We start from the raw sequence: 25,408 nt of genomic DNA on the forward strand, positions 1-25,408 counted from the left end.
CCTGGCCGGCGCGGTCTGTATACTGGCCGGCATTTTTACGCCCTGGATATCCGTCACCATGCAATTCGTTTCCCGTCTGATCGAGTTCGCCACCAACCACTACCTGCTGGTCGCGGCGCTGCTGGTCCTGCTGGTCCTGCTGTTGCTGCACGAGCTGCGCAAGGGCGGCAAGAGCCTGTCGACCCGCGAGCTGACCGCGCTGGTCAATGCCGACCAGGCGGTGGTCCTGGATATCCGTCCGGCCAAGGAGTTCGCCAGCGGGCACATCGTCGACGCGCTGAACATCCCGGCCGACAAGCTGAACAGCCGCATGACCGAACTGGAAAAGTACAAGGGCAAGACCATCATCCTGGTCGACGCCATGGGCCAGCACTCCGGTACCTGGGGCGGCGTCCTGAAGAAGGCCGGCTTCAACGCCGCCAAGCTGTCCGGCGGGATCGGCAGCTGGCGCGGCGACAACCTGCCGCTGGTGAAGTGACATGCCGCCCGTCGTGATCTACACCACCGCCTGGTGTCCGTACTGCATCCGCGCCAAGCAGTTGCTGCAACGCAAGGGCGTGGACTTCCAGGAGATCGCCTGCGACGGCAAGCCCGAACTGCGCGCCGAGCTGGCACGCAAGGCGGGATCGACCACCGTGCCGCAGATCTGGATCGGCGAGACCCATGTCGGCGGCTGCGACGACCTTCATGCACTGGAGCGCGCCGGCAAGCTGGACGCGCTGCTGTCTGCCTGAAACCATTCATGAATTGACCCAAGGGAAGGCCCGAAAATGACCGAGCAAGCTACCAACGGCGCTGCCGACGAGCAGCAACCCCAGTTCTCCCTGCAGCGCATCTACCTGCGCGACCTGTCGTTCGAGTCGCCGAAGTCACCGGAAATCTTCCGCCAGGAATGGAACCCGTCCATCAGCCTGGACCTGAACACTCGCCAGAAGCAGCTGGACGGCGACTTCTACGAAGTGGTCCTGACCGTATCGGTGACCGTGAAGAACGGCGAGGACACCACTGCCTTCATCGCCGAAGTGCAGCAGGCCGGCATCTTCCTGATCAAGAACCTCGATCCGTCGAGCATGAGCCATACCCTTGGCGCGTTCTGCCCGAACATCCTCTTCCCGTACGCTCGCGAAGCCCTGGACAACCTGGTGGTACGCGGTTCGTTCCCGGCGCTGATGCTGTCGCCGGTGAACTTCGACGCCCTCTACGCCCAGGAAATCGCCCGCATGCAGGCCTCCGGCGAGATCCCGACGCCGTCGGTCCAGTAAGCCCAGCGCTTGCGAAGAAGCCCGCCTTGCGCGGGCTTTTTCATGCCTGTCAGCCGGCTCAGTCCATGGCGAAGCCGAGCTGGCGCCAGGCTTCGTAGACGGTCACCGCCACCGTGTTGGACAGGTTCAGGCTACGGCAGCCTTCGCGCATCGGCAGGCGCAGGCGCCGATCGGTTGGCAGGGCGTTGCGCACGTTCTCCGGCAGTCCGCGGCTTTCCGGGCCGAAGAGGAAGGCATCGTCGCGCTGGTAGGCCACTTCGTGGAAGGCCCGCGACCCCTTGGTGGTGAAGGCGAACAGGCGTGGCTGGCCGAGGGCCTCGAGGCAGCTCTGCAGATCCGGGTAGCGGCGTACGCTGGCGTATTCGTGGTAGTCGAGGCCGGCACGGCGCAAGCGCTTGTCGTCCAGTTCGAAACCGAGCGGCTCGATCAGGTGCAGACTGCATCCGGCGTTGGCGCAGAGCCTGATAATGTTGCCGGTATTCGGAGGTATCTCCGGTTGAAACAGGATGACGTGGAACATGCAGGGCTCCGGAGCAGATAACGGGCGGCATTCTACCTCCGCCATCGACGATCTGCGGCGCCAGCGCTGGAAAGTCTGGGGTGCGCTGGTGCTTGCCGGGTTGTTGTTCGGGCTGATGCTCGGCAGGTTGTTCGGTCCCGCTTCGCTGCCGACGTCTGCGCCGCAACTGCTGGCGGTCGGGGAGAGCGAGCAGGGCCTGGTCCTGCGCTTCGATCGCCAGGCTGCGGTTACGGCGGCACGGGTGGAGGGTGCCCTGACGTTGCGCATCGTCGCCCGGGGCGCGGCGCAGCAGGGAGACGGGCGATGGCTGGGCCAGCCGTTGCGCTGGCGCCTCCGCGAGGAGGGAAAGGCGCTGCTGTTGAGCCTGGTCTCGACCCGCCCCTTGCAGGGGCGCTGGCAGTGGTCGGAGGATGGCGAGGGCTGGCGCCTCGTCGTCGAACTGCAGGAGCGCGACGGCCGGGAATAAAAGGGGGAATTCTCAGCCTGCCTGTACCGAGGTCCCCAAACGGGAGGGCGGAGGCGCGGATCGCTGCGCTACCGCCGGGCATAAAAGAGGGGAGTTCTCAGCCTGCCTGTACCGAGGTCCCCGAAACGGGTGTGGCGGTTGCGCGCGGATGCTGCGTCTGCCGCCGGGTGTAAAAGAGGGGATTCCCCAGCCTGCCTGTACCGAGGCCCCCGAAATCTTCGTTATCTGCTCCAATGCAGGGGCTGTGCCAATTCTCATGAGCGCGCTGGCGGCGCGCTCGCTTTCCTGAAGGATTGTGGATAAGTCTGTGGGCGAGCTGGTGATGAATGCCTCTGGAAGCCCGTGGATCAAGGGCTTGGCGGCATCCCAGGGGTTTGTGGGAAGTCGATTGCGGAAAAATGACGGAGCGGGCTTTTCCGCCAGCGATTGATGCCGATTTGTCGCCTGCTGGTGCACGCTGCCCAAAATCCGGGCAAGGGCCGCTGCCCTGCACAGCCGGCGGATAACCGCGATGCGGTTATTCGCCCTACGCCATGGTTTGACCGGTGGTGCCGGGCGGGCGCCCTGCCGAGGCTGGGGCTGTGCTGCGGACGGTAGGGCGAATAACGCCATAGGCATTATCCGCCGCGGCCCTGCACAATCGGCGGATAACCGCGATGCGGTTATTCGCCCTACGCTACGATTTGACCGGTGGTTCCGGGCGGGCGCCCTGCCGAGGCTGGGGCGGCGTCTCGCTTGGTACGGGCGCGCGACGGACCATGAAAAACGGGGCCCGAAGGCCCCGTTGGGTCGCTCATGGGAGCAGTGGCGCTTCAGTCGTCGCCTTCGTCGTCGGCTCCATCGACGTTCATCCCCAGCTCCTTGATCTTGCGGGTCAGGGTATTGCGGCCCCAGCCGAGCAGCACGGCGGCATCGCGGCGGCGGCCGGCGGTGTGCTTGAGGGCGGTTTCTATCATGATCCGTTCGAAGGCCGGCACGGCGCTGTCCAGCAGGTTCGACTGGCCGCGGCCCAGCGCCTGGTCGGCCCACTGGCGAAGGGCCTGTTCCCAGTTCGCCGCCGGCGCGCTGTCCTGCGGCTGGGTCAGCAGCTCCGGCGGCAGGTCGTCGATGTGCACCTCGCGGCCGGAGGCCATCACGGTGATCCAGCGACAGGTGTTCTCCAGTTGGCGGACGTTGCCCGGCCAGCCGAGGTTCTTCAGGTACTCCTCGGTTTCCGCCTTCAGCAGCTTGGGTTCCACCGCCAGCTCCTGGGCGGCGCGGCTGAGGAAGTGCCGGGCCAGCGCCGGGATGTCCTCGCGGCGGTCGGCCAGCCGCGGGATGTGGATGCGGATCACGTTCAGGCGATGGAACAGGTCCTCGCGGAACTTGCCGTCGCGCACCAGGCTTTCCAGGTTCTGGTGGGTGGCGGCGATGATCCGCACGTCGACCTTCACCGGCGTGTGCCCGCCGACCCGGTAGAACTCGCCGTCGGCCAGGACGCGCAGCAGGCGGGTCTGGGTGTCGGCCGGCATGTCGCCGATCTCGTCGAGGAACAGGGTGCCGCCATCGGCTTGCTCGAAGCGTCCGCGGCGCTGGGCGGCGGCCCCGGTGAAGGCGCCCTTCTCATGGCCGAACAGCTCGGATTCCATCAGGTCCTTGGGGATCGCCGCCATGTTCAGCGCGATGAATGGCGAGGCTGCGCGCGGGCTGTGGCGATGCAGGGCATGGGCGACCAGCTCCTTGCCGGTACCCGATTCGCCGTTGATCAGCACGGTGATGTTGGAATGGCTGAGGCGGCCGATGGCGCGGAATACCTCCTGCATCGCCGGCGCCTCGCCGATGATCTCCGGCGTGCGCGCCTGGTTCGCCGGCAGCTCCAGGCCCTGCTGCTCCTGGGCGTGTTGGTTGGCGCGCTTGACCAGGGAGACCGCCTCGTCGACGTCGAACGGCTTGGGCAGGTATTCGAAGGCGCCGCCCTGGTAGGAGGCCACCGCGCTGTCGAGGTCGGAATGCGCGGTCATGATGATCACCGGCAGGCGCGGATGCAGTTCGCGGATCTGCGCCAGCAGGTCGAGGCCGCTGGCGCCGGGCATGCGGATATCGGAGATGATCACGTCCGGCTGCTGCCGGCCGAGGCGGCCGATCACGCTGTCGGCGCTGTCGAAGCTCACCGTGGTCATGCCTTCCTGTTGCAGGGCTTTTTCCAGTACCCAGCGGATGGAGCGGTCGTCGTCGACGATCCAGACGGTCTCTGATCGGCTCATGGTCAATGCACTCCTTGTTCCAGGGGCAGGAACAGACTGAACACGGTATGGCCGGGGTGGCTCTCGCATTCAATCAGCCCCTGGTGCTGGCTGATGATGTTCTGGGCGATGGCCAGGCCGAGTCCGGTACCGTCCGGACGGCCGCTGACCATGGGGTAGAAGATGGTTTCCTGGAGCTCGGCCGGAATGCCCGGGCCGTTGTCGATGATCTCCACCTTGCACACCAGGCGGTGACGCGTGTGGCCGATGGTGAACTGGCGCAGGGTACGGCTGCGCAGGGTGATGCGACCGAGGCGCAGGTCGTTCTGCCCGGCGATCGCCTGCATGGCGTTGCGTACCATGTTGAGCACGGCCTGGATCATTTGCTCGCGGTCGAGCAGCAGGTCGGGGATGCTCGGGTCGTAGTCGCGGACCAGGGTGATGCTGCCCTGGCTCTCCGCTTCCACCAGGCTGCTGACCCGCTCCAGCACTTCATGGATGTTGGTCGGCGCCAGGTTCGGCAGTTTGTTCGAGCCGAGCATGCGGTCCACCAGGTTCCGCAACCGGTCGGCTTCTTCGATGATGACGTTGGTGTAGTCCTTCAGCGACTCTTCCGGCAGCTCGCGGGATAGCAGTTGCGCTGCGCCGCGGATGCCGCCGAGCGGGTTCTTGATCTCGTGGGCGAGCCCGCGCACCAGCAGCTTGGTGGTCTCCTGCTTGGACAACTGCGCTTCTTCGCGGGTGATCCGCATCAGCCGATCGCGCGGATGGACCTCGAGCAGCAGCAGCGTCTCGTTGCGGTTGAGGATGGGCGTCACCGCATAGTCGACCGTGATGCTGACGCCGGTGATCGAGGTCAGGGTCGCTTCGCGCTTGGTGAACGGATGTGCCTGTTCCACCGCCTGGCGCAGCGAGTTCAAGGCTTCCGGCGATTCGGTGAACAGCTCGCTGATGAATTGCCCGTGGCTGCGCTGGCCGCTCACGGCCAGGAGCATCTCCGCCGCCGGGTTCATGTACTCCAGGCGCAGTTCGCCGTCGAGCAGGATCACCGCGGTGGTCAGGTTGTCGAGCAACAGTCGGTGCAGGGTATCGGTCGGCATGGCGGGCAGCTGTTCCAAGGTTGGGCAGGAAAATGCAAAAAGCAAACCAGGCGCCGAAAAGGCGCGTTTTTTCTGCCGAGGCGCTGGCTAGAGGTGCGCCGGGAAGGTTTTCGGCGACGAGCGGTGACCCGAAATGGGGACAGTATAGAAAGTGGTGCGGGTAATCGCACCAATCTGGTGCGTTGGCGTGGCCGGCGGCGTTTTCGCCAGGAGATTCGGGAAAAAAACCGGAAAATCCCGCCCACGGCGGAGTGGGCAGGGGAAGTTCGGCTAGCGCTCGCTTGGCTCTATCGCGCTGACCAGCGGCGTATCGACCTCCGGCAGGGGTTGCCCGGCGATGCTCACTCGATGCAGGTGGAAGGGCTGGCTCGGGGTGCTTTCGACGGTCATGCCGTCGCCATCGATGATTTCCACTGCGACCTGGTGGGTGCCGCGATCGAGGTTCTTCAACGGGAACACCGGGCTGCGTCCCGGCACTCCGGCAGGCTTGCCGTCGAGCAGCAGGCGATAGCGATGGCCGGGCAGCAGCGCCGGCTCGCTGGTGACGGTGACGATGACGTCGCCGCTGTTGGCGCGCAGGGTTGCGTCCGGTTCGGGGAAGAGGATGCGCAGTAGCTGGTAGGCCGGCGGCTTCACCTCCAGCGGCGCGGCGGGCGGACGATAGCGTATGCCCGGCGGCGCCACGCTGTTGCCCGGCGCCAGTTCGACGCGTTGGGCCTTGCGCCCGCTGGGCGGCTGGTCGGTGTAGACGCGGTTGCCCTCGGCGTCGATGTAGGTGTAGACCCCCGCTTGCGCGGCGCAGGCCAGGCACAGCAGGAGGGCGCCGAGAATGCGCGGGATCATCGCTTCTTCCCGAGGTGCACGCGCTGCACGGTGAAGGTCACCGGCGGGCTGGATTGCAGCACCCGTTCGCCGTTGAGTACCTGTACCGCGAGGCTGTGGTCGCCGCGGTCGATCTCGTGCAGGGTGAAGCGGGTGCCGCTGCTGGGCGTGCCGTAGGGTTTGCCGTCCAGCACCAGTTGCAACTGGTGGCCGCTGTGCAGGGCCGGGCGGATGCTGACGCTGACGTTGAAGGTGCCGTTATTGGCGCGCAGCGCCTCTTCCGTGGGGAGGTCGCTGAGGGCAAGGATCTCGTAGGCGGCGGCCTCGCTATCGGCGGCCGGGGCATTGCCCGCGGAGGACTTTTCCGGCGTGTCGATTCCTACGGTATTGGTCGGCTGCAGTTCGACGGTCTGCGCCTGCACCCCGTCTGGCGGCTGGTTGGTGAATACCTTGTTGCCGTTGGCGTCGGTGTATTGGTAGATCTGCGCCATGGCCGGCAGGGCGGCGGCCAGGAGCAGGCAGCTGGTGATCAGGCGCATGGACGGTCTCCGGGTGAACCTGCCAAGCGTTGCACCGCATCGGCGCGCTGGCAAGCCGTGCATTGTGCGGCATGCGGGTATTCGAAGGTGTGCGCTGGGGCACGTTGGCGGTCGCTGTGCCCCGCCGCGCGGCTGCGTTCGTCTCAGCCGGCACTGGCGGGGCGAACCCTCGTTGCGCCAGAGTGTCTGTGCTTGCGCCGCCGGCCGGCGGCCCCGTTCGAAACGGCGGGTGTCCGGCTTGTATGATGCGGCTGTTTCGGTTTCTCACCTTGGGGACTGCCTTTCTCGTGCCGATCATCGCCCGCTTCACCCTTCGCTCCCGCGTCCTGGCGGCCCTGCTGCTGTGCCTCTGCGCCGCCCTGTTCTACTCGCCGCCGGGCGCCGCGGCGCTGCCGAACCCGTTGGCGGGGAGTTCCTCCGGTGGCGAGAAGGTCAGCGATGCGCAGTTGGAACAATCGCTGAACCAGGTCATCCAGACCCTGGAGAACGACAGGCAACGCGCCGACCTGCTGAAAAAGCTGAAACAGCTGCGGGACGTGACCAAGAAAGGCAAGGAAAGCGAGGGTGGGGTGCTGGGGCTGATCGGCGATACCCTGACCAGCCTGGAAAAGCAGTTCCAGGGCGCGAACAGCCCGGTCGCGTTATGGGGCAACCAGTTCCAGCTGGCGCGTGCCGAACTCGAGGAGCGCTTTCCCAGCTGGCGCGACCTGCCGGCGATGGTCTTCGATTTTTCGGTGGTGATCCTCCTCTGGGCCTGCCTGGCTAGCGCGCTGCTCTGGCTCAGCCGGCGCATGCGCGAGCGCTTCGGCCTGTCGGCGGAGTTGCCGCAGCATCCGAAGACCCGCGACCTGCTGCTGTTTTCCCTGCGCAAGCTGGGCCCCTGGCTGGTGGCCTTCCTCATCACCCTGTACCTGTCGGTGGTGCTGCCGGACTCCCTGAGCAAGACCCTGGCGATGGTCATGGCCTATGTGCTGGTCTGCGGCACGCTGTTCTCCGCGCTGTGCGTGATTTCCCTCTCGCTGCTCAGCGGCCCGCACCGCCAGCGCGCCCTGGATATCCTGCGGCGCCAGGCGTTCCGCCCGTTGTGGCTGATCGGCAGCCTCGCCGCGCTGGGCGAGGTCGCCCACGATCCGCGGCTGATCGCCGGCCTCGGCGAGCACACCTCGATCTGCCTGAGTACCCTGGCCAACGCCAGCGCCGCGCTGTTCACCGCGCTGTTCGTGATGCGTTTCCGCCGGCCGATCGCCCACCTGATCCGCAACCAGCCGCTGGAGCGCCGCCTCAAGCGCCGTAGCCTGCACGACCTGGTGCAACTGGTCGGCTCGCTGTGGTTCGTGCCGGTGCTGGTGCTGGTGGGGATTTCCCTATTCGCCACCTTCGTTTCCGCCGGCGACAGCAGTTCGGCGTTGCGCCGGGCGCTGGTCTGCGCGGTGCTGGCGGTGGTGGCGATGACCGTGATCGGGCTGATCCGCCGCCGTTCCAGTCGGGTCGGCGCCGGCCCGCGCCGCAGCGCGCCGTACATCGAGCAGTTGCAAAGCTTCGGCTACACCCTGCTGCACATCTTCGTGGTGCTGTTCTTCATCGAGGTCGCCTTGCGCGTCTGGGGCATGTCGCTGATTCGCTATGCGGAAGGCGAGGGCGAGCAGATCAGCATGAAGGTAGTCAGCTTCGGCACCACCCTGCTGGTCGCCTGGCTGATCTGGATCCTCACCGATACCGCGATCCAGCACAGCCTCGGCCTGGGCGGCAAGAGCCGGCCGAACACCCGCGCGCTGACCATGCTGCCGCTGATCCGCAACGTACTGTTCGCCACCATCGCGGTGATCGCCCTGATCGTCGCCCTGGCCAACATGGGCATGAACGTCACCCCGTTGCTGGCCGGTGCCGGCGTGATCGGCCTGGCCATCGGCTTCGGCGCGCAGTCGCTGGTGGCGGACCTGATCACCGGCCTGTTCATCATCATCGAGGACTCGCTGTCGATCGACGACTACGTCGACGTCGGCGGCCACCTTGGCACGGTCGAGGGCCTGACCATCCGTACCGTGCGCCTGCGCGACCTGGACGGCGTGGTGCATACCATCCCGTTCAGCGAGATCAAGAGCATCAAGAACTACTCGCGCCAGTTCGGCTACGCGATGTTCCGCTGGCCGGTGCCGGCGAGCATGCCGATCGACGACGCGGTGGCGCTGGTGCGCGAGGTCGCGATGGAGCTGCGCAGCGACCCGGCGGTCTACCGCAACCTGTGGTCGCCGATGGAATTGCAGGGCGTGGAGAGTTTCGACAACGGCCAGGCGATCCTGCGCTTCCGCTTCAAGACCGCGCCGATCAAGCAGTGGGAGGTCCAGCGGGCGTTCAACCTGCGCCTGCGTCGGCGCCTCGACCAGGCCGGCCTCGAACTGTCCATGCCGCGTCTCAACGTACAGTTGAGCCGGGCGCCCAAGGCGAAATCCGCGGAACCGGACGAGCCGGGCACGCCGGCGGACGGCGGCATCTAGCGCGACAGGATGACCCGGCAGATGCGGCGCATGTCGCGGTCGTCGATGCCGTCGCACTGCCACGGCGCACGCGATACCACGGCCCGGCACTGGCGGCGCATGTCGCGGCTGTCGATGTCGTCGCAGCGCTTGCGGTCGCCGCGGACGATGGCGCGGCACTGGCGGCGCGTGTCGCCGTCGCGGATGTCGTCGCAGTCGTAGCGCTGTCCCGGCGCCAGCAGCGCGCCGCAGTAACGCCGCAGGTCGCGGCTGTCGATGTCGCCGCAATCCCCGCTGTCGCCGCGTTCCAGTGCGTTGCACATGCGCCGCAGGTCGCGGTCGTGGATATCGCGGCATTCGGTGCCGGCCTGGGCGGGCAGGCTGAGGATGGCGGCGAGCAGGAGCCAGAGAGAGTGACGCATGGACGGTCCTTATCCTTGGGGCGGGGAGCGCGGCAAGTCTAACCGAACGGCGCGGCGAACTTTGCGTTTCTCCATGGTCCGGCCCATAAAAAAGGCCTCCCGAAGGAGGCCTCAAGAGGGTGACTCGTTGTTATAGGAAAGGGTGGATCAGACGCTGTAGTACAGGTCGTATTCCAGCGGGTGCACGAAGGTGCGCACCTTGATCTCTTCTTCGCTCTTCAGCTCGATGTAGGCATCGATGAACTCGTCGGTGAACACGCCGCCCTTGGTCAGGAACGCGCGGCCCTTGTCGAGTTCTTCCAGCGCCTCTTTCAGGCTGCCGCAAACCTGCGGGATTTCCTTCGCCTCTTCCGGCGGCAGGTCGTACAGGTTCTTGTCGGCGGCATCGCCGGGGTGGATCTTGTTCTGGATGCCGTCCAGGCCGGCCATCAGCAGCGCGGCGAAGGCCAGGTAGGGGTTGGCTGCCGGGTCCGGGAAGCGCGCTTCGATACGGCGGGCCTTCGGGCTGGATACGTAGGGGATACGGATCGAGGCGGAACGGTTGCGCGCCGAGTAGGCCAGCATCACCGGAGCTTCGAAGCCCGGGACCAGGCGCTTGTAGGAGTTGGTCGAGGGGTTGGTGAAGCCGTTCAGGGCCTTGCCGTGCTTGATGATGCCGCCGATGAAGTACAGGGCGGTCTCGGACAGGCCGGCATAGCCTTCGCCGGCGAAGGTGTTCTTGCCGTCCTTGGAGATCGACATGTGCACGTGCATGCCCGAACCGTTGTCGCCGTACAGCGGCTTCGGCATGAAGGTCACGGTCTTGCCGTAGGCGTCGGCGACGTTGTGCACGCAGTACTTCAGGGTCTGCACTTCGTCGGCCTTGGCGACCAGGGTGTTGAACTTCACGCCGATCTCGTTCTGGCCGGCGGTTGCCACTTCGTGGTGGTGGACTTCGACCACCAGGCCCATTTCTTCCAGGGCGTTGCACATGGCGGTGCGGATTTCATGGTCGTGGTCGACCGGCGGTACCGGGAAGTAGCCGCCCTTCACGCCCGGGCGATGGCCCTTGTTGCCGGACTCGATGTCGGCGTCGGTGTTCCAGGAAGCCTGCTCGGAGAAGATCTTGAACATCGAGCCGGAGATGTCGGACTTGAACTTCACTTCGTCGAAGATGAAGAACTCCGGCTCCGGGCCGACGAACACGGTGTCGCCGATGCCGGTGGACTTCAGGTACTCCTCGGCGCGCTTGGCGATGTTGCGCGGGTCGCGCTCGTAGCCTTGCATGGTGCTCGGCTCGATGATGTCGCAGACCAGGATCAGGGTCGGCTCTTCGGTGAACGGATCGAGGACGGCGGTGCTGTCGTCCGGCATCAGGATCATGTCGGAGGCTTCGATGCCTTTCCAGCCGGCGATGGAGGAGCCGTCGAACATCTTGCCGGCTTCGAAGAACTCATCGTCCAGCGCGTCGCGAGCCGGCATGGTGACGTGTTGCTGCTTGCCCTTGGTATCGGTGAAGCGCAGGTCTACCCACTTCACGTCATGGTCTTTGATCAGTTGGTGCGACTTGTACGACATGCTGTCCTCCAGGAGGGATTAGAGCTGGGAGCTTTTTCTGTGCCCCAGTATCGGGTGATGCCGGCCGGAATACTCCGCCAGGGCAACCTGCCTCACAAGTGAGCAAGTTGCGTGCCAGTGCCCGGAATCGGGCAGGGCCCCATGTTTGGCGGGGCCAGGTCTTCTTCAGGGTAGCTGGGCGGCCTTCGGGTGCACCGTTATGGTGCTCCATGTTGGTGCATCATTCCATTTTGGTGCAGCAAAAATAACTGTGCATATTTCTGCTCAATACGTGAGCAATTTCAGATATAATTCCGCCCCTTTTTTTCCGTCGCCCCGCGCGTTCGCGTCCCTCGCATGAAACTCATCGTCAAGACCTTCCAGGAAATCACCATCAAGAGCCGGCCGGTGCGCAAGCGCTTCATCCGGCAGTTGGCGAAGAACATCCGCGCGGTGCTGCGCGACCTGGACCCGGAGCTGAAGGTCGAGGGCGAGTGGGACAACCTGGAGGTAGAGACCGCCGTGGTCGACGCCAAGGCCAGGCGCGAGATGATCGAGCGCCTGACCTGCACCCCGGGCATCGGTCATTTCCTCGAGGTCCACGAGTATCCGCTGGGCGATTTCGACGACATCCTCGCCAAGTGCAAGGCGCATTTCGGCGACCAGTTGGCCGGCAAGACCTTCGCCGTGCGCTGCAAGCGCGCCGGCAAGCACGCGTTCACCTCGATGGAGGTGGAGCGTTACGTCGGCAGCGGCCTGCGCCGCGAATGCGGGGCTGCCGGGATCGACCTGAAGCAGCCGGAAGTCGAGGTGCGGATGGAAATCCGCCTCGACCGCCTGTTCGTCATCCATCGCCAGCATCCGGGCCTGGGCGGCTATCCGCTGGGCGCGCTGGAACAGGTGCTGGTGCTGATGTCCGGCGGCTTCGACTCGACCGTGGCGGCCTACCAGATGATGCGCCGCGGGATGATCAGCCACTTCGTGTTCTTCAACCTCGGCGGGCGCGCCCACGAACTGGGGGTGATGGAAGTCGCCCACTACCTGTGGGAGAAGTACGGCCGCTCGCAGCGCGTGCTGTTCGTCAGCGTGCCGTTCGAGGAAGTGGTCGGCGAGATCCTCACCAAGGTCGACGACAGCTATATGGGCGTGACCCTCAAGCGCATGATGCTGCGCGCCGCCAGCCGCGTGGCCGAGCGCCTGGAGCTGGACGCGCTGGTGACCGGCGAGGCGATCTCCCAGGTGTCCAGCCAGACCCTGCCGAACCTCTCGGTGATCGACCGGGTTACCGACACCCTGGTGCTGCGCCCGCTGATCGTCAGCCACAAGCAGGACATCATCGACACCGCCCGGCAGATCGGCACCGCCGAGTTCGCCCGGCACATGCCGGAATACTGCGGGGTGATCTCGGTGAACCCGACCACCCAGGCCAAGCCCTACCGCGTCGAGCACGAAGAGTCGAAATTCGACATGGCGGTGCTCGAGCGCGCCCTGGAGCGAGCCACCCAGCGCACCGTCGACCGGGTGATCGACGAACTCGGCCAGGACCTGCAGGTGGAAGAGGTCGGCGAGGTGCTGCCCGGTCAGATTGTCATCGATATCCGCCATCCTGATGCCCAGGAAGACGAACCCCTGGCCCTGGAAGGCGTCGAAGTCCAGGCGCTGCCGTTCTACGCGATCAACAGCCGCTTCAAGGAACTGGACGCCAACCGCCAGTACCTCCTGTATTGCGACAAAGGGGTGATGAGCCGCCTGCATGCCCATCACCTGCTCAACGAGGGGCACACCAATGTGCGTGTTTATCGTCCGGCTTAAGCAGCCGGGCTTGTTCGGCGGCAGCATCCGCCACCGTCCTCCCGACACGTCCGCCGCCTAGGCCGATGCCCGCCCTTCGGCGTGCCGGCCGGACCGGGGCAGCGTCCGCCTGCTGCCCGCCCCTTAATTGAAGAAGCCTGTCGTGTCGGGCGCCGCCCTGTCCGACCCCACCACCGCCGCGAAGCCGCGCTTCGGGCGTTAAACGAGACAAGACTTGTGATCGAAAATCTGCGCAACATCGCCATCATCGCCCACGTCGACCATGGCAAGACCACCCTGGTGGACAAGCTGCTGAAGCTGTCCGGCACCCTCGACCGCAAAGAAGCGGAAAGCGAGCGGGTGATGGACTCCAACGACCAGGAAAAAGAGCGTGGCATCACCATCCTGGCGAAGAACACCGCGATCAAGTGGAACGGCTACAACATCAACATCGTCGACACCCCCGGTCACGCCGACTTCGGCGGCGAGGTGGAGCGCGTGATGTCGATGGTCGACTCCGTGCTGCTGGTGGTCGACGCCCAGGACGGCCCCATGCCGCAGACCCGCTTCGTGACCCAGAAGGCCTTCAAGGCCGGCCTGCGTCCGATCGTGGTGGTGAACAAGATCGACCGCCCGGGCGCGCGTCCGGACTGGGTCATCGACCAGATCTTCGACCTGTTCGACAACCTCGGCGCCACCGACGAGCAACTCGACTTCCCGATCGTCTACGCCAGCGCCCTGAACGGCATCGCCGGTCTCGACCACGAGAAGATGGACGACAACATGGACGCGCTGTTCCAGGCGATCATCGACCACGTCCCGGCTCCGGTGGTGGACACCGAGGGTCCGTTCCAGATGCAGATCTCGCAGCTGGACTACAACAGCTTCCTCGGCGTGATCGGTATCGGCCGCATCACCCGCGGCAAGGTCAAGTCCAACACCCCGGTGGTGGCCATCAGCGACGACGGCAGCAAGCGCAACGGCCGCATCCTGAAGATCATGGGCCACCACGGCCTGCAGCGCGTCGAGGTGGCCGAGGCGGAAGCCGGCGACATCGTCTGCGTCAGCGGCATGGAGGAGCTGTTCATCTCCGATACCCTGTGCGACCCGCAGAACGTCGAGGCGCTGCCGCCGCTGACCGTCGACCAGCCGACCGTGAGCATGACCTTCCAGGTCAACGATTCGCCGTTCGCCGGCCGCGAAGGCAAGTTCGTCACCAGCCGCAACATCAAGGAGCGCCTGGAGAAGGAACTGCTGCATAACGTGGCGCTGCGCGTCGAGCCGGGCGACAGCCCGGAGAAGTTCAAGGTTTCCGGCCGTGGCGAACTGCACCTGTCGGTACTGATCGAGACCATGCGCCGCGAAGGCTTCGAGCTGGCCGTGGGCCGCCCGGAAGTGGTGATCATCGAGAAGGACGGCGAGAAGCAGGAGCCCTACGAGAACGTCACCATCGACATCGAGGAGCAGCACCAGGGCTCGGTGATGGAGCAGATGGGCCTGCGCAAGGGCGACCTGAGCAACATGATTCCCGACGGCAAGGGCCGCGTGCGCCTGGAGTACACCATTCCGGCGCGCGGCCTGATCGGCTTCCGCAACAACTTCCTGACCCTGACCTCGGGCACCGGCATCCTGACCTCGACCTTCAGCCACTACGGTCCGATCAAGGCCGGCGAAGTCAGCAACCGCCAGAACGGCGTACTGGTCTCCATGGCCACCGGCACCGCGCTGACCTACTCGCTGGAGACCCTGCAGAGCCGCGGCAAGCTGTTCCTCGGCCCGGGCGACGAAATCTACGAAGGCCAGTTGGCCGGCATCAACAGCCGTGACAACGACCTGGTGATCAACCCGACCAAGGGCAAGAAGCTCGACAACATGCGCGCTTCCGGCAAGGACGAAGTCATCGCCCTGGTTCCGCCGATCCGCTTCACCCTCGAGCAGGCGCTGGAGTTCATCGCCGACGACGAGCTGGTGGAAGTGACGCCGAAGTCGATCCGCCTGCGCAAGAAGATGCTCAACGAGAACGACCGCAAGCGCTACGAGCGCAGCAAGGTCTAAACCGTTGCCGTACCGGCGCGCCGCAACGGCGTGCCTCGCGGCCGGCAGGCAGGGCAGGGGTGCCCGGCCTGCCGGCCGTTTTGCTATGCGCCGGGCGCTTTCCGGCGTGGCTTGATGGCCCCCGCGGCAGCGGCCCGCAGCAGGCGGCGGAACGTCGGGCAGTCCATGTGTTCGCGCGCCGGACAGGCCGCGGCATGCCGCAGGCCGTCGCGCATGGCGGCGAGGCGGCGGATCGTCCGGTCCAGTTCGTCGGCCTTGGCCGCCAGCGCCGCGCGGTCGATCCGCAACGCGCCGTCGGCTGCGCCCATGCCGGCAATCTCGTCCAGCGACAACCCGGCGGCGCGGCCCAGCCCGATCAGCGCCAGCCGCTCCAGCACGCCTGCATCGAACAGCCGGCGCAGGCCGTGCCGGCCGCTGGAGGCGATCAGTCCCTTTTCCTCGTAGTAGCGCAGGGTCGAGGCCGGTACCCCGGATCGTCGCGCGACCTCGCCTATGTCCAGTTGCCGCATGCCCTTGACCTCAAGTCGACTTGAAGTGGAAGACTAGCGTTTCGGCACCTGGGCCGTGACGAAATACAGACGAGGTGAACCTCATGTGGGACGAACGCTATGCCGCCGAAGAGTATGTCTACGGAACCGAACCCAACGCTTTCCTGAAGGAACATGCGCAGCGGCTGGCCGGGCCGGTGCTGAGCGTCGCCGAGGGCGAGGGGCGCAACGCGGTGTTCCTCGCTTCGCTGGGGCTGGAGGTGCTTGGCGTGGACGGCTCCGCCGTCGGCCTGGCCAAGGCGCGCCGGCTGGCCGAGGCGAAAGGCGTGTCGATCGACACCCTGGTGGTCGACCTGGCGGACTACGAACCGCCGGCAGCGGCGTTCGGCGCGGTGGTGTCGATCTTCGCGCACCTGCCCAGTCGCGTGCGCGGCAGACTCAACTGCCTGCTGGAGCGTTCGCTGCGACCGGGCGGTCTCTTCCTGCTGGAGGCCTATCGGCCGGAACAGCTCGGCCGCGGCACCGGCGGCCCGGCGGACGTCGACATGCTGGTGAGCCGCGCGGCGCTGGAGGCGGAGCTGCCGGAGTGCGAGGTGCTGCTGGCGCGGGAAATCGAGCGCGAGGTGGTCGAGGGCCGTTTCCACACCGGCGCGGCCTGCGTGGTCCAGTTCATCGCCAGGAAGAGGTAGCTCGCCACGGGGCGGGCGTCGGAATGCGTCGAATCTCTGGAATGCGGGCTGTATACTCCCGGCGCGGGTTCCGCTCTGGCAGGATGGCCAGGGCAGGTATCAGTGGATCGTGGTACCTCTTGATCAAGGATTCGACGCATGCAATGGATTTTCATGCTGGTGGGCCTGATCCTCGGCGGCTTCGCCGGGGAATCGCTGGTCGGCGCCCTCCTCGGCGGCCTTTCCGGCCTGGCCCTGGGACAGGCCGTCTCGCTGCAGAACCTGGCGCAACAGAACGAGCGCCTGCGCAAGCAGATGAGCGAATTCGCCGAACGCTTCGAGCGCGGCACCGAGGTCATCCACCAGCGCTTGCTGCGCGTGGAGCGCCAGGCGCAGGACCTTCCCGAAAGCGTTCCCGAGCCGGCCGCCGGCATCGACCAGCCGCTCGCAGACACGCCTCCCGCTCCTCCCGCCGAGGTTGCCCCGCCGCTGGACTGGGACATCGAGCTACCGGCCGTCGAGGCTGCGCCGCCTCCGCCTCGTCCCCCCGAACCCGTCCAGCCCATCGAGCGTCAGCCGGCGTTCCAGCCTGACGCCCTGCCAGCGCCGCGCCGTGCCGCCCCTCCAGCGCCTCCACGCGAACCCTCGCTGGTCGAGCGTGGCTTCGCCGCGGCCAAGGGCTGGCTGTTCGGCGGCAACACGGTATTGCGCATCGGCGTGGTGCTGCTGTTCATCGGCCTGGCCTTCCTCCTGCGCTATGCCTCGGAACGGGTGGCGGTGCCGGTGGAGTACCGCTACGCCGGGGTGGCGCTGGCAGCGATGGCGCTGCTCGGCGTCGGCTGGTGGCTGCGCGAGCGGCGCGCCGCCTACGGCCTGATCCTGCAAGGCACCGGTATCGCGGTGCTGTACCTGACCATCTTCGCCGCCATGCGCCTGCATCCGCTGATCTCTCCCGGCGCGGCGCTGGCCCTGCTGGTGGTGGTGACGATCTGCTCGGCGATCCTCGCCGTGCTGCAGAACGCCATGGGCCTGGCGGTAGTGGCGGCGCTCGGCGGCTTCGCCGCGCCGATCCTGACCTCCACCGGCAGCGGCAACCATGTAGCGCTGTTCAGCTACTTCGCCCTGCTCAACGCCGGCATCTTCGCCATCGCCTGGTTCCGCGCCTGGCGGCCGCTCAACCTGGTCGGCTTCGTCGGCACCTTCGGCATCGGCTTCGCCTGGGGACTGCGCTCCTATACACCGGAGCTGTTCGCCAGCACCGAGCCGTTCCTGGCCCTGTTCTTCCTGATGTACGTCGGGATCGGCCTGCTCTTCGCCCGCCGTAAGCTGCTGGAGGCCGCGCAGGCGCCTGCCGAGCGCGGCGAACTGCTGCGCTGGTCGGCGCGACAGGCCGACTACATCGACGCCACCGTGCTGTTCGGCCCGCCACTGGTGGGGTTCGGCCTGCAATGCGCGGTGATCGGCCACATCGACTTCGGCATGGCCTTCAGCGCCCTGGCCCTGGGGCTCTTCTACATGGTCCTGGCGCGGGTGCTGCGCGGCCATGCTTCGGCCGGACGCACCAGCCTGCTGGTGGAAATCTGCCTGGCGCTGGGGGTGGTCTTCGGCACCTTGGCCATTCCGCTCGGCCTGGACGCGCGCTGGACCTCGGCCGCCTGGGCCGTCGAGGGCGCCGGCATCTACTGGCTCGGCCTGCACCAGCAACGCCGCCTGGCGCGGCTCTTCGCCCTGCTGTTGCAGGGCGGTGCGGCGTTGGCCTACCTGAATGGCGTGCGCCCGGGTGAGACGACGTTGCTGGAGGGTTCGCCGCTGGGCGCGCTGATGCTCGGTGCGGCGGCGCTGTTCAGCTTCTGGCAGCTGCGTCGCGCGCCGGCGAAAGCGCTGGCCGACTGGGAGCCCGCCTGCCGGCCGTTGCTGGCGGCCGCCGGCCTGGCCTTCCTCTACCTGGTCGCACCGCTCTGCCTGGCCGTCGACGGCACCGCCATCGCCTGGGCCGTGGCCGGCCTGGCGAGCTTGTTCGCCGGCTTGCGCCTGGGCTCGCGTACCTTCCTGTTCTGCGCCTTCGCCGTGCAACTGCTGGGCGGTGCGCTGTTCCTCCTGCATTTGCAGGGCGGCGATGGCCAGGGTGGGGTATTCGACTCGGGCTGGCGTGGCTTGATGACCGCCTCGCTGATTGGCCTGGCGCTGATCGGCGGCATGCTGCTGGCGGCGCGCGACCCGCTGGTGAAGGACGACAGTCGGCTGCTCATGGGCTTGAGCCTGGTGCTGCTGGCCGGTCTGGCGTTCGTCAACCTGGCAGTGCTGTTCGTCCTGCCTTGGCGCAGCGCCAGCGCGGTATGGGCCGGTAGCGGGCTGCTGATCATCTGGCTGAGCCTGGTGCTGCGCCAGCGCCTGAGCTTCTACTTCGGCCTCGCCTTGCAGGTAGTGGGCGGCCTGGCGTTCCTCCTCGCCGGGCCGTCGCTGTTCGGCTCGCTGAGCGGCGAAGGCCTGCGGCCCCTGGCCCATTCCGGGTTCTGGACGCCGGCAGTGCTGGCCCTGGCGGCGCTGGTCGGCGCCTGGCGGCTGCGCCGCGCCGGCGAGCGCGAGCGGGCGCTGGGTATCGGTACCCTCGGCCTGGCCGAGCTGTCGCACTTGCTGCTGCTCTGGGGAGCCGGCTGGTGGGCGCTGACCGCGCTGTACGAAACCGTCCGCTTCGTGCCTTATGGCCTGCGCGAGCATGCGTTGCTGCTGGTGGCCGCGGCGACAGTGGCGTCGTGGATGCTGCTGGCGCTGCGCGAGCGCTGGCGCGAACTGGCCCTGCTGTGCCTGGCGCTGGTCCCGGTGGCGCTGTTGGCCCTGGCCAGTGCCTGGCGTTTCGATTACCAGCCGTTCGGCGAATTCGGCTGGCTGGCCTGGCCGCTGCTGTTCGCCACGCACCTGCTGTCGCTGCGACGCCTTGCCCCGTTGCTGCCGGCGAAGGCCCTGAGCGTTGCCCATGTGCTCGGTTGCTGGCTGTTGCTAGGGGTGCTGGCGCTGGAGCTGCGCTACCTGTTCGCCCTGCTCGCCGAACAGTACAACGCCTGGCGTTGGCTGGGCTGGGCGTTGGTCCCGAGCGCCTACCTGCTGCTGGTGGCTGGCGGGCGGAGCCTGCCCTGGCCGCTGCGCGACTTCCCGCGGGAGTATCGGCTGCTCGCCGCTGCGCCGGTGGCGCTGTTGCTGCTCGGCTGGTTCTGGAGCGCCAACCTGCTCAGCGACGGCGCTGCCGAGCCGCTGCCTTACCTGCCGCTGGCCAACCCGCTGGAACTGGGGCTGCTGATCGTGCTGTTCGCCCTCTACCGTTGGAGCGACGCCAGCCTGGCCTCGCTCGTCGATGGCAATGCCAGCGCGCGCCTGGGGCGCCAGGCGTTGGCCGGCGCCTCGCTGTTCGCCCTGCTGACCCTGGCGGTGTGCCGCGCCGCGCACCACCTGGCCGGCGTACCGTTCCAGGCCGAGGCGCTGACCGCGTCGATGCTGGTGCAGGCGGGGCTTTCGCTGGTCTGGACGCTCTGTGCGCTGGGCCTGACCATCGCCGGTACCCGTCTCGGCCGGCGCGACCTGTGGATGGTCGGCGCGGCGCTGGTCGGCGTCGTGGTGGTCAAGCTGTTCTTCGTCGAGCTGGGCAACAGTGGCAGCCTGGAGCGAATCATCTCCTTCATCGGGGTCGGCGTCCTGTTGCTGGTCGTCGGCTACTTCTCACCCTTGCCTCCGCGTCGCGCCGAGGTCGCATCGGAGGCCGAGCAGCCATGACGCGCTCCTTTTCGTTCAGAACCGCCGGCCTGCTCCTGCTGGGCGCCTGCTTGTCCCTGCCGCTGTCGGCGAAGGAGTCTGCCGAAGGTTTCAGCCGCCAGGTGGCGCTGTCGCTGCAGGGCGAAGGTCCCTGGTATCGCCTGAGCATCCCGATGAGCGTGCAGTTGTCGGCTGCCCATGCCGACCTGCGCGACCTGCGGGTCTTCGATGCCGAAGGCGAGGCCTTGCCCTACGCCCTGGTGGCCGGCAGCGAGCGCCAGGCCAGCACGCCGCATGAGGCCGAGGTGCGGCTGTTCCCGTTGCGAGGCACGTCCGCCGCCGATGCGACGCAACCGAACCTGCGGGTGCAGCGCAACACCAGCGGCACCATAGTCGAGGTGCTGCCGGAAAACGCCGGGCCGGCTGCCGAGACTTTGCGCGGCTGGCTGATCGACGCGAGCGCGGTGACGTTTCCCCTGGAGCGCCTGCGGCTGGACTGGAGCAGCCCGGAGGAGGGCTTCCAGCGCTTCTCCGTGGAAGCCAGCGACGACCTCGAGCATTGGCAGGCCTGGGGTGACGGACAGATCGCCCGCTTGACCTTCAACGGCGAACGCATCGACGTCAGCGAGGTCAAGCTTCCCGGCCGCCAGGCCCGCTACCTGCGTCTGGCCTGGCCGGCCGGGGCAACCGCGGCAGACCTCCAAGGCGCCCGCCTGCAAGGCAGCACGCGGAGCACCGAGCCGGCGCCGATGATCTGGTCCGAGCCGCTGGCCGGGCGCCAGGCGGGGGACGGCGAGTACCGCTGGCAGTTGCCGCTGGCGTTGCCGTTGCAGCGGGTGCGGGTGTCCCTGGAGCAGGCGCTGACCCACACCATCGTCCCGGTGGAACTGTCCGGCCGTGATCGTACGGAGAACGCTTCGCCGCGCCGGGAGGCCGCCTGGAGCAGCCTGGCACGCGGGGTTCTCTACCGGCTGCCGATCGACGGCCGCAACGTACAGCAGAATGAGCTGGAACTGCCGGGCTGGGCGGTGCGCGAGCTGCGTCTGCAGGTGGACCAACGAGGTACCGGCCTGGGCCTGGAGGTCCCGTCCCTGAGTGTCGGCCTGCCGGCCAGCGAACTGGTGTTCCTGGTGCGCGGCAGCCCGCCGTACCGGCTGGCGTTCGGCAAGCCCGGCGCGCAGTCGGCGGCGCTGCCGCTCGGCGTACTGATTCCCGGCTATACCGAGAGCAAGCGCGCCACCCTGGGTAGCGCCAGCCTGGGCGAACCGCTGGAGGTGGCCATGGCGGTCGCGGCGCCGGCACCGGGTAGCGACTGGAAGAAGATCGGCCTGTGGGCGGTACTTCTGCTGGGGGTCGCTCTGTTGGTAATAATGGCAATGAGCCTGCTGCGTTCCTCGCCGAACAAGCCATGAGCCGGTTCCGCGCTATGCTGTTCGGCTGAGGAGGCTTTATGACGGGCCCCGGGGCGCATGCCGACGACGCGGCGGCCCGACAATAAAAACAAATCACGGAGTAAGAGAATGATCAGAATGGCGCTCAAGCCACTGGTAGCGGCCTGCCTGCTGGCTTCGCTGTCCACCGCCCCGCAGGCTGCTCCTTCGCCCTATTCGACGCTGGTGGTGTTCGGCGACAGCCTCAGCGATGCCGGGCAGTTCCCCGATCCTGCCGGCCCCGCCGGAAGCACCTCGCGTTTCACCAACCGGGTCGGCCCGACCTACCAGAACGGCAGCGGCGAGATCTTCGGACCGACCGCGCCCATGCTGCTCGGCAATCAGCTCGGCATCGCCCCGGGCGACCTGGCTGCCTCGACCTCGCCGGTCAACGCCCAGCAGGGCATCGCCGACGGCAACAACTGGGCGGTGGGCGGCTACCGGACCGACCAGATCTACGACTCGATCACCGCGGCCAACGGCTCGCTGATCGAGCGCGACAATACCCTCCTGCGCAGCCGAGATGGCTACCTGGTGGACCGTGCCCGCCAGGGCCTGGGTGCTGATCCGAACGCGTTGTACTACATCACCGGCGGCGGCAACGACTTCCTCCAGGGGCGCATCCTCAACGACGTCCAGGCACAACAGGCCGCCGGTCGCCTGGTGGATAGCGTGCAGGCCCTGCAGCAGGCCGGCGCGCGCTACATCGTGGTCTGGCTGTTGCCCGACCTGGGCCTGACCCCGGCTACCTTCGGTGGTCCCTTGCAGCCTTTCGCCAGCCAACTCAGCGGCACGTTCAACGCCGAGCTGACCGCCCAGTTGAGCCAGGCCGGCGCCAACGTCATTCCGTTGAACATCCCGCTGCTGCTCAAGGAAGGCATGGCCAACCCGGCTTCCTTCGGCCTGGCCGCCGACCAGAACCTGATCGGCACCTGTTTCAGCGGCAACGGCTGTACCATGAACCCGACCTACGGGATCAACGGCAGCACGCCCGATCCGAGCAAACTGCTGTTCAATGACAGCGTGCACCCGACCATCACCGGCCAGCGCCTGATCGCCGACTACACCTATTCGCTGCTGTCGGCGCCCTGGGAGTTGACCCTGCTGCCGGAAATGGCCCACGGCACCCTGCGTGCCTACCAGGACGAACTGCGCAGCCAGTGGCAGGCGGACTGGGAGAACTGGCAGAACGTCGGCCAGTGGCGCGGCTTCGTCGGCGGCGGTGGCCAGCGCCTGGACTTCGACTCCCAGGACAGCGCCGCCAGCGGCGACGGCAATGGCTACAACCTGACCCTTGGCGGCAGCTACCGCATCGACGAGGCCTGGCGCGCCGGGGTCGCCGCCGGTTTCTACCGGCAGAAGCTGGAAGCCGGCGCCAAGGATTCCGACTACCGGATGAACAGCTACATGGCCAGCGCCTTCGTGCAGTACCAGGAAAACCGCTGGTGGGCCGACGCGGCGTTGACCGGCGGCTACCTCGACTACGACGACCTGAAGCGCAAGTTCGCCCTGGGCGGCGGCGAGCGCAGCGAGAAAGGCGACACCAACGGCCACCTGTGGGCGTTCAGCGCGCGCCTGGGCTACGACATCGCCCAGCAGGCCGACAGTCCCTGGCACCTGTCGCCGTTCGTCAGCGCCGACTATGCACGGGTCGAGGTCGACGGCTATTCCGAGAAGGGCGCCAGCGCCAGCGCGCTCGACTACGACGACCAGAAGCGCAGCTCGAAGCGCCTGGGCGCCGGCCTGCAAGGCAAGTACGCGTTCGGCAGCGATACCCAGCTGTTCGCCGAGTACGCCCACGAACGCGAGTACGAGGACGACACCCAGGACCTGACCATGTCCCTCAACAGCCTGCCGGGCAATCGCTTCACCCTCGAAGGCTACACCCCGCAGGACCACCTCAACCGCGTCTCCCTCGGCTTCAGCCAGAAGCTGGCACCGGAGCTGTCGCTGCGCGGCGGCTACAACTGGCGCAAGGGCGAGGACGATACCCAGCAGAGCGTCAGCCTGGCGCTGAGCCTGGACTTCTGAGGTGGCGGCGACCGGCGCCCGGGCGGCGCCGGTCGCGTTTCTCGCCGACGGAACGAACGGCGCGCGCCGGCATCAAGAGAGTAGTACCCCGCTGTTACTCGCCGCCCGGTCGACCGCCATACACTGCCGATCCGTTTCGTTCGAGGGAATCGCCCGATGAGTTTCAACACCGAAGTACAGCCCGGCATCTGCATGGAGCCGGACGCCATCACCCAGGAATACGTGTTCAACCACACCATGTTGCGGGTCAAGGATCCGAAGCGCTCGCTCGACTTCTACTCGCGGGTGCTCGGCATGCGCCTGCTGCGTCGCCTGGATTTCGAGGAAGGCCGCTTCTCCCTGTATTTCCTCGCCATGACCCGTGGCGAAGAAGTGCCTGATGCGGTCGACGAGCGCCAGCGATATACCTTCGGGCGCCAGTCGGTCCTCGAGCTGACCCACAACTGGGGCAGCGAGAGCGACGACAGCCAGTACCACAACGGCAACCAGGACCCGCGCGGGTTCGGCCATATCTGTTTCTCGGTGCCCGACCTGGTGGCGGCTTGCGAGCGTTTCGAAACGCTCGGGGTGAACTTCGTCAAGCCGCTGGACCGAGGCATGAAGAACGTGGCCTTCATCAGCGATCCCGACGGCTACTGGGTGGAAATCGTCCAGGCCAGCCTGAACGGCGAGATGGGGCGCGGCTGACGACCGTCGATCGGTTGCGCGCCGCGGAAATGAACCGCGCCGCCGCCGCCGATCTCCAACCGGCGGTTGCGCGGAGTCAAGCGTGACCGCCAATTCCGCGTTAAACTGCGCGGGTTTTTTCCTCTCTCCGGAGCCATCCATGTCCCGCGTTACCCTGAGCCGCTATCTGATCGAGCAGACCCGCAGCCACAACACCCCGGCCGACCTGCGCTTCCTCATCGAGGTCGTGGCGCGTGCCTGCAAGGAAATCAGCCATGCGGTGTCCAAGGGCGCGCTGGGCGGCGTGCTCGGCAGCATGGGCACCGAGAACGTGCAGGGCGAGGTGCAGAAGAAGCTGGACGTGATGTCCAACGAGATCCTGCTGGAAGCCAACGAATGGGCCGGCAACCTGGCCGGCATGGCCTCCGAGGAGATGGACCACCCCTACCAGATTCCGGGGCGCTATCCGAAAGGCGCCTACCTGTTGGTCTTCGACCCGCTGGACGGCTCCAGCAACATCGACGTCAACGTCTCGGTCGGCACCATCTTCTCGGTGCTGCGCTGCCCCAACGAGTACCTGAACCAGAACGATACCCTGCGCGAGGAAGCCTTCCTCCAGCCGGGCACCACCCAGGTCGCCGCCGGCTACGCCATCTACGGCCCGCAGACCATGCTGATGCTGACCCTCGGCAATGGCGTCAAGGGCTTCACCCTGGATCGCGAGCTGGGCAGCTTCGTCCTCACCCACGACAACATCAGCGTGCCGGAAAGCACCGCCGAGTTCGCCATCAACATGTCCAACCAGCGCCACTGGGAAGCGCCGGTGAAACGCTACGTGGAAGAACTGCTGGCCGGCAAGGAAGGCCCGCTGGGCAAGAACTACAACATGCGCTGGATCGCCTCGATGGTCGCCGACGTCCACCGCATCCTGACCCGTGGCGGCGTCTTCATGTACCCGCGCGACGCCCGCGAGCCGGAGAAGCCCGGCAAGCTGCGCCTGATGTACGAAGCCAACCCGATGTCGTTCATCATCGAGCAGGCCGGCGGCGCCGCCACCAACGGCACCCAGCGCATCCTCGACATCAAGCCGGAGAACCTGCACCAGCGTGTCGCGGTGTTCCTCGGCTCGAAGCAGGAAGTCGAGCGCATCACCGGCTACCACGCGGAGTAGG

Annotated in this window: 21 protein-coding genes; 13 read left to right on the forward strand and 8 right to left on the reverse strand. The window is 66.8% G+C overall.

Features of this window, described 5'->3' with window-relative positions; all coding sequences use genetic code 11:
- The first annotated feature begins 58 nt into the window (after positions 1–58).
- From FHW81_RS09285 to secB, 3 genes are read left to right on the forward strand one after another with little or no spacing between them, the layout of a single operon-like run.
- Positions 59–478 carry a rhodanese-like domain-containing protein gene (locus FHW81_RS09285; RefSeq protein WP_003096058.1) on the forward strand — a complete coding sequence of 140 codons (420 nt, stop codon included), beginning with the start codon at positions 59–61 and terminating at the stop codon, positions 476–478.
- Position 479: 1 nt separating this feature from the next.
- Positions 480–734 carry a glutaredoxin 3 gene (gene grxC, locus FHW81_RS09290; RefSeq protein WP_003096057.1) on the forward strand — a complete coding sequence of 85 codons (255 nt, stop codon included), beginning with the start codon at positions 480–482 and terminating at the stop codon, positions 732–734.
- Between the two features lie 36 nt (positions 735–770).
- The gene (gene secB, locus FHW81_RS09295) at positions 771–1,262 is read left to right on the forward strand and encodes a protein-export chaperone SecB (protein ID WP_003096050.1); all 492 of its coding nucleotides are present in this window, start codon (positions 771–773) and stop codon (positions 1,260–1,262) included.
- Between the two features lie 58 nt (positions 1,263–1,320).
- Here secB and trmL read toward each other — a convergent pair whose 3' ends face one another.
- Positions 1,321–1,782 (reverse strand): tRNA (uridine(34)/cytosine(34)/5-carboxymethylaminomethyluridine(34)-2'-O)-methyltransferase TrmL, encoded by a 462-nt coding sequence (gene trmL, locus FHW81_RS09300; protein ID WP_003162967.1) that lies wholly within the window; start codon positions 1,780–1,782, stop codon positions 1,321–1,323.
- Between trmL and FHW81_RS09305 the strand changes: the two genes are divergently transcribed.
- Positions 1,781–2,248 carry a hypothetical protein gene (locus tag FHW81_RS09305; protein ID WP_019396203.1) on the forward strand — a complete coding sequence of 156 codons (468 nt, stop codon included), beginning with the start codon at positions 1,781–1,783 and terminating at the stop codon, positions 2,246–2,248. The genes trmL and FHW81_RS09305 overlap by 2 nt on opposite strands.
- Positions 2,249–3,060: 812 nt before the next feature.
- On the opposite strand, the gene ntrC is transcribed toward FHW81_RS09305, so the two are convergent.
- The 4 genes from ntrC to FHW81_RS09325 form a co-directional block, all read right to left on the reverse strand.
- A complete protein-coding gene (gene ntrC, locus FHW81_RS09310; RefSeq protein ID WP_003104661.1) occupies positions 3,061–4,491 on the reverse strand; it encodes a two-component system response regulator NtrC in 1,431 nt (476 codons plus the stop codon).
- Positions 4,492–4,493: 2 nt separating this feature from the next.
- The gene (gene ntrB, locus FHW81_RS09315) at positions 4,494–5,570 is read right to left on the reverse strand and encodes a two-component system sensor histidine kinase NtrB (protein WP_003146467.1); all 1,077 of its coding nucleotides are present in this window, start codon (positions 5,568–5,570) and stop codon (positions 4,494–4,496) included.
- 270 nt (positions 5,571–5,840) lie between these two features.
- On the reverse strand, positions 5,841–6,413 hold the full coding sequence (locus tag FHW81_RS09320) for a DUF4124 domain-containing protein (protein ID WP_003114474.1): 573 nt from the start codon (positions 6,411–6,413) through the stop codon (positions 5,841–5,843).
- Positions 6,410–6,931, reverse strand: a complete 522-nt coding sequence (locus FHW81_RS09325) for a DUF4124 domain-containing protein (RefSeq protein WP_003104660.1) — start codon at positions 6,929–6,931, stop codon at positions 6,410–6,412. Before FHW81_RS09325 ends, FHW81_RS09320 begins: the two co-directional genes overlap by 4 nt.
- A gap of 287 nt (positions 6,932–7,218) precedes the next feature.
- On the opposite strand from FHW81_RS09325, the gene FHW81_RS09330 reads away from it, so the two are divergent.
- Positions 7,219–9,426, forward strand: coding sequence for a mechanosensitive ion channel family protein (locus FHW81_RS09330; protein WP_003104646.1), 2,208 nt, complete (start codon positions 7,219–7,221; stop codon positions 9,424–9,426).
- Here the strand turns inward: FHW81_RS09330 and FHW81_RS09335 are convergent.
- Complete coding sequence (locus FHW81_RS09335; RefSeq protein WP_003104642.1) at positions 9,423–9,827, reverse strand: hypothetical protein; 405 nt, start codon at positions 9,825–9,827, stop codon at positions 9,423–9,425. The genes FHW81_RS09330 and FHW81_RS09335 overlap by 4 nt on opposite strands.
- Positions 9,828–9,974: 147 nt before the next feature.
- A complete protein-coding gene (glnA, locus tag FHW81_RS09340; protein WP_003096016.1) occupies positions 9,975–11,384 on the reverse strand; it encodes a glutamate--ammonia ligase in 1,410 nt (469 codons plus the stop codon).
- A 336-nt stretch (positions 11,385–11,720) separates the two neighbouring features.
- On the opposite strand from glnA, the gene thiI reads away from it, so the two are divergent.
- Together thiI and typA are read left to right on the forward strand one after the other, a co-directional pair.
- Positions 11,721–13,175: a tRNA uracil 4-sulfurtransferase ThiI gene (gene thiI, locus FHW81_RS09345; RefSeq protein WP_003096011.1), complete on the forward strand. Its 1,455-nt coding sequence runs from the start codon at positions 11,721–11,723 to the stop codon at positions 13,173–13,175.
- A 216-nt stretch (positions 13,176–13,391) separates the two neighbouring features.
- Positions 13,392–15,209: a translational GTPase TypA gene (typA, locus tag FHW81_RS09350; RefSeq protein ID WP_003096009.1), complete on the forward strand. Its 1,818-nt coding sequence runs from the start codon at positions 13,392–13,394 to the stop codon at positions 15,207–15,209.
- A gap of 83 nt (positions 15,210–15,292) precedes the next feature.
- On the opposite strand, the gene FHW81_RS09355 is transcribed toward typA, so the two are convergent.
- Positions 15,293–15,718, reverse strand: coding sequence for a helix-turn-helix domain-containing protein (locus FHW81_RS09355; RefSeq protein WP_003114472.1), 426 nt, complete (start codon positions 15,716–15,718; stop codon positions 15,293–15,295).
- 83 nt (positions 15,719–15,801) lie between these two features.
- Here FHW81_RS09355 and FHW81_RS09360 point away from each other — a divergent pair, with 83 nt between their 5' ends.
- The 6 genes from FHW81_RS09360 (at position 15,802) to FHW81_RS09385 (ending at position 25,407) form a co-directional block, all read left to right on the forward strand.
- The gene (locus tag FHW81_RS09360) at positions 15,802–16,386 is read left to right on the forward strand and encodes an SAM-dependent methyltransferase (protein WP_014603390.1); all 585 of its coding nucleotides are present in this window, start codon (positions 15,802–15,804) and stop codon (positions 16,384–16,386) included.
- A 138-nt stretch (positions 16,387–16,524) separates the two neighbouring features.
- Entirely contained in the window at positions 16,525–20,130 is a 3,606-nt protein-coding gene (locus FHW81_RS09365; protein WP_096067541.1) for a DUF2339 domain-containing protein, read from the forward strand.
- On the forward strand, positions 20,127–21,521 hold the full coding sequence (locus FHW81_RS09370; RefSeq protein ID WP_023089716.1) for a DUF3999 domain-containing protein: 1,395 nt from the start codon (positions 20,127–20,129) through the stop codon (positions 21,519–21,521). Before FHW81_RS09365 ends, FHW81_RS09370 begins: the two co-directional genes overlap by 4 nt.
- Positions 21,522–21,629: 108 nt before the next feature.
- A complete protein-coding gene (estA, locus tag FHW81_RS09375) occupies positions 21,630–23,570 on the forward strand; it encodes an esterase EstA (protein WP_004347504.1) in 1,941 nt (646 codons plus the stop codon).
- Positions 23,571–23,726: 156 nt separating this feature from the next.
- The gene (gene gloA, locus FHW81_RS09380; protein WP_003101793.1) at positions 23,727–24,257 is read left to right on the forward strand and encodes a lactoylglutathione lyase; all 531 of its coding nucleotides are present in this window, start codon (positions 23,727–23,729) and stop codon (positions 24,255–24,257) included.
- 139 nt (positions 24,258–24,396) lie between these two features.
- Positions 24,397–25,407: a class 1 fructose-bisphosphatase gene (locus FHW81_RS09385; RefSeq protein ID WP_003095990.1), complete on the forward strand. Its 1,011-nt coding sequence runs from the start codon at positions 24,397–24,399 to the stop codon at positions 25,405–25,407.
- Position 25,408: the final 1 nt, after the last annotated feature.

The organism is Pseudomonas sp. RC10-4-2 (assembly GCF_050433085.1).
GTDB lineage: Bacteria > Pseudomonadota > Gammaproteobacteria > Pseudomonadales > Pseudomonadaceae > Pseudomonas > Pseudomonas aeruginosa.

Coding starts and splice junctions, on each gene's coding strand:
- FHW81_RS09285 (WP_003096058.1), top strand. CDS start 59: ATGCAATTCGTTTCCCGTCTGATCGAGTTCGCCACCAACCACTACCTG.
- grxC (WP_003096057.1), top strand. CDS start 480: ATGCCGCCCGTCGTGATCTACACCACCGCCTGGTGTCCGTACTGCATC.
- secB (WP_003096050.1), top strand. CDS start 771: ATGACCGAGCAAGCTACCAACGGCGCTGCCGACGAGCAGCAACCCCAG.
- FHW81_RS09305 (WP_019396203.1), top strand. CDS start 1,781: ATGCAGGGCTCCGGAGCAGATAACGGGCGGCATTCTACCTCCGCCATC.
- trmL (WP_003162967.1), bottom strand. CDS start 1,782: ATGTTCCACGTCATCCTGTTTCAACCGGAGATACCTCCGAATACCGGC.
- ntrC (WP_003104661.1), bottom strand. CDS start 4,491: ATGAGCCGATCAGAGACCGTCTGGATCGTCGACGACGACCGCTCCATC.
- ntrB (WP_003146467.1), bottom strand. CDS start 5,570: ATGCCGACCGATACCCTGCACCGACTGTTGCTCGACAACCTGACCACC.
- FHW81_RS09320 (WP_003114474.1), bottom strand. CDS start 6,413: ATGATCCCGCGCATTCTCGGCGCCCTCCTGCTGTGCCTGGCCTGCGCC.
- FHW81_RS09325 (WP_003104660.1), bottom strand. CDS start 6,931: ATGCGCCTGATCACCAGCTGCCTGCTCCTGGCCGCCGCCCTGCCGGCC.
- FHW81_RS09335 (WP_003104642.1), bottom strand. CDS start 9,827: ATGCGTCACTCTCTCTGGCTCCTGCTCGCCGCCATCCTCAGCCTGCCC.
- glnA (WP_003096016.1), bottom strand. CDS start 11,384: ATGTCGTACAAGTCGCACCAACTGATCAAAGACCATGACGTGAAGTGG.
- thiI (WP_003096011.1), top strand. CDS start 11,721: ATGAAACTCATCGTCAAGACCTTCCAGGAAATCACCATCAAGAGCCGG.
- FHW81_RS09355 (WP_003114472.1), bottom strand. CDS start 15,718: ATGCGGCAACTGGACATAGGCGAGGTCGCGCGACGATCCGGGGTACCG.
- FHW81_RS09360 (WP_014603390.1), top strand. CDS start 15,802: ATGTGGGACGAACGCTATGCCGCCGAAGAGTATGTCTACGGAACCGAA.
- FHW81_RS09365 (WP_096067541.1), top strand. CDS start 16,525: ATGCAATGGATTTTCATGCTGGTGGGCCTGATCCTCGGCGGCTTCGCC.
- FHW81_RS09370 (WP_023089716.1), top strand. CDS start 20,127: ATGACGCGCTCCTTTTCGTTCAGAACCGCCGGCCTGCTCCTGCTGGGC.
- estA (WP_004347504.1), top strand. CDS start 21,630: ATGATCAGAATGGCGCTCAAGCCACTGGTAGCGGCCTGCCTGCTGGCT.
- gloA (WP_003101793.1), top strand. CDS start 23,727: ATGAGTTTCAACACCGAAGTACAGCCCGGCATCTGCATGGAGCCGGAC.
- FHW81_RS09385 (WP_003095990.1), top strand. CDS start 24,397: ATGTCCCGCGTTACCCTGAGCCGCTATCTGATCGAGCAGACCCGCAGC.